Here is a 2,451-nt window from a genome sequence, read left to right as displayed (position 1 = left end):
TTAAATTATTAAAAATTATTATACACAAAAAAAAAAAAAACAAGTCCCGACGAAAAAGAACTTATTTTAGGTGTGAAAAATAATCTTTATTTTGTTTTTCAAAATCTTTATAGACAAAGACAGAAATTAAGATATTTATTCGGAATGAGACATCTTGTTTTGAAGATGAATTTTTTTAATATTCGTTAAAATAGAAACAGTAAAGATCAGAGAAGATATAGTTAAAATCATTTTTAAGGAAAAACTCAATAAATTAAAAGTTTTCGCTTCTTTAAAATGAAAATCTTTAATTTTATGATTATGAATTTTATTCAACATTTGCGCATGTAAAGTTGGTTTCATTTCGTTTTCAAATAAATGGCCCATTTTATCTTCTGTTAAAACTTGATAATACAGTCCATCCAACAAACTATTTTCAGTTATAACTACAATATTTTTTATTTGATGTTTTTCGATTTTATCGAATAATTCAACAGTGGATAAAGGTTTGACAACTTCTGATCTTTTGATATTACGGTAGTGGTAAAAACAAAGAGAAAAAGACCATAAAAGGAGGACAATAAACATTATTACTGTTTTAATATTGCAACAATTTTTCCATTGTTGAGGTTTAAAGAATAATTTTTGTTTTTTATTAATCCATAAATAAACCAAAAAACCTATTTCCATCAAAGTAAACAGAAAAATCAACAAAACCATCATTTATTTTTCTTGGTAAAAATCAACATTTATTTTAGATGTTGAATCGTTATTTAAATTTTTTAACTCTTGATTGGAAAGAAGAGAAGTTATCGTTTTTTTGTCGATAGAAGGGTTATTTTGTAATTCATGAGTTAATCGGTCGAATAAAGTTCGGTTAGAAGTAATAATCGCTTTGGCGTCGAAAAAACATTTAGTTAAAATTTCTTTTTTAATTTCTTCTTTATCTTTGGCAGAAACTAAGTCATAACTTAATATCGCCAATATTTCATCCGCCTTATCATGTGCTTCTTCTAAATCGTCTTGTGTTTTATCAATCCAATCATCATCCACATTTTCGCCGGCTTTGCCTGCTAAAAGAACAGTTAGTTCTTTTAGCAATCTTTCTTTATTAGCGATATTTTCGTTTTGAGTTTTATTGGTTAACACAATTAATTTATCGTTATTATGAGGGACTGTAGACAAAGAACTCATCCAATGGGTTTGTAAAACGCCGTTGACTAATATTTTACCCGCTTGATGTAAGGAAACCATCCTTTTTTCATCTATATTATATTTTTTAGTCGTTTTGGATAAACCTAATAAAAGATTTTCTTTTGCTTCTTCAATGACTTGATGGTTGATCGAAGGAAGGTTTTTTTCTATTTGGAGTAGAACTGCTGTATTTAAAAGCGAATCTAATTGAGACATATTTAGCCCTTGCGTTTCTTCAGCTAACTGGCGTAAATCTATTTCTTCTGAGAGTTTTTTATTTTTAGCTTTCAATTTTAAAACCGCTTCACGAACGTTAATATCAGGCAAACCCACTTCAACTAAATAATCAAATCTTCCTGGTCTTAATAAAGCTTCATCTAAGATTTCTTTTCGGTTGGTAGCTGCAATAACCACCACAGGTACCTTATCAGATTTAGTTTTAAAACCGTCCATTTGGGTTAAAAGTTCAATCAACAATTCTTTTTCTTTGTTATTGTTATCATTTCTTTTCCCTCCGAAAGTGTCAATTTCATCAATAAATAAAATACTAGGAGCATTCTTTTTTAAATCTTCAAAAAGTTTTTCCAGATTTTTAGCTCCACCACCGATGAAATGAGGCAGCAATTCTGTACCAGAAAACAGCTTTAAAATTTACTTGAGCTTCTCCAGCGACTGCTTTGGCTAAATAAGTTTTACCTGTTCCCGGAGGACCATATAATAAAACTCCTTTAGGCATGTGAGCTCCCGCGTCTTCGTATTTTGGAGGTTTTTTTTAAAAAATCAATAATGATTTTCATTAAATTTTTTTCTTCTTCCATACCTGCTACATCAGAAAAGTTAATGGTTTTGCCAGCTTTATCAGTTTTATTAGAATCATTAGTGTTTATATTTCTCGGTCTACCTATACCAGCAACGTAATTAGCATTCATTTTTATCAAAAAGATCGACATTATCATTAAAATACTCAAAATTAGACATGTTTTAACAGCTTTATTTATTTGGAAAAAATTCCTTTCTTTAAGTTTTTGAAAATGATTTGATATAAATAATTTTACAAAGTTTATTTTATCTCAAAAAATATTTTTATTACCAATTTAAGGATATATTGATGATTTATTGTCCTATGTTATAATGTTTTAAATAACGGAAAGAAACGAGTATATTAGGGCGAGACCTAACGAAATGGTACTAAAAAATAACAACTAATTTTTCTAAAACAAATATCTTTTAGAAAAAATTACTTATTAATTTGCTATATAATAACATAAAAAAAATATT

The 2,451-nt window shown here is 27.8% G+C and carries 4 protein-coding genes; all 4 read right to left on the bottom strand.

The features are described from left to right. Positions 1-135 precede the first annotated feature (135 nt). Genes ON17_RS02325 through ON17_RS03275 form a run of 4 tightly spaced genes read right to left on the bottom strand, consistent with a single transcriptional unit; the run spans position 136 to position 2,111 of the window. Positions 136-654, bottom strand: a complete 519-nt coding sequence (locus tag ON17_RS02325; RefSeq protein WP_152411665.1) for a hypothetical protein — start codon at positions 652-654, stop codon at positions 136-138. A 48-nt stretch (positions 655-702) separates the two neighbouring features. Beyond that, positions 703-1,797 carry an AAA family ATPase gene (locus tag ON17_RS02320; protein WP_017191886.1) on the bottom strand — a complete coding sequence of 365 codons (1,095 nt, stop codon included), beginning with the start codon at positions 1,795-1,797 and terminating at the stop codon, positions 703-705. Further along, a complete protein-coding gene (locus tag ON17_RS03410; protein WP_083858417.1) occupies positions 1,766-1,909 on the bottom strand; it encodes an AAA family ATPase in 144 nt (47 codons plus the stop codon). Before ON17_RS03410 ends, ON17_RS02320 begins: the two co-directional genes overlap by 32 nt. Beyond that, the gene (locus ON17_RS03275; protein ID WP_152411664.1) at positions 1,902-2,111 is read right to left on the bottom strand and encodes a hypothetical protein; all 210 of its coding nucleotides are present in this window, start codon (positions 2,109-2,111) and stop codon (positions 1,902-1,904) included. Before ON17_RS03275 ends, ON17_RS03410 begins: the two co-directional genes overlap by 8 nt. Positions 2,112-2,451 lie beyond the last annotated feature (340 nt).

This window comes from Poinsettia branch-inducing phytoplasma str. JR1 (genome assembly GCF_000309465.1).
Taxonomy (GTDB): Bacteria; Bacillota_I; Bacilli_A; order Acholeplasmatales; family Acholeplasmataceae; genus Phytoplasma; species Phytoplasma pruni.
This window is presented reverse-complemented; position numbering and strand designations above follow the sequence as displayed.

Excerpts from the sequence above, each read along its gene's own strand:
- ON17_RS03410 (WP_083858417.1), bottom strand. The coding sequence starts at position 1,909 with ATGCCTAAAGGAGTTTTATTATATGGTCCTCCGGGAACAGGTAAAACT.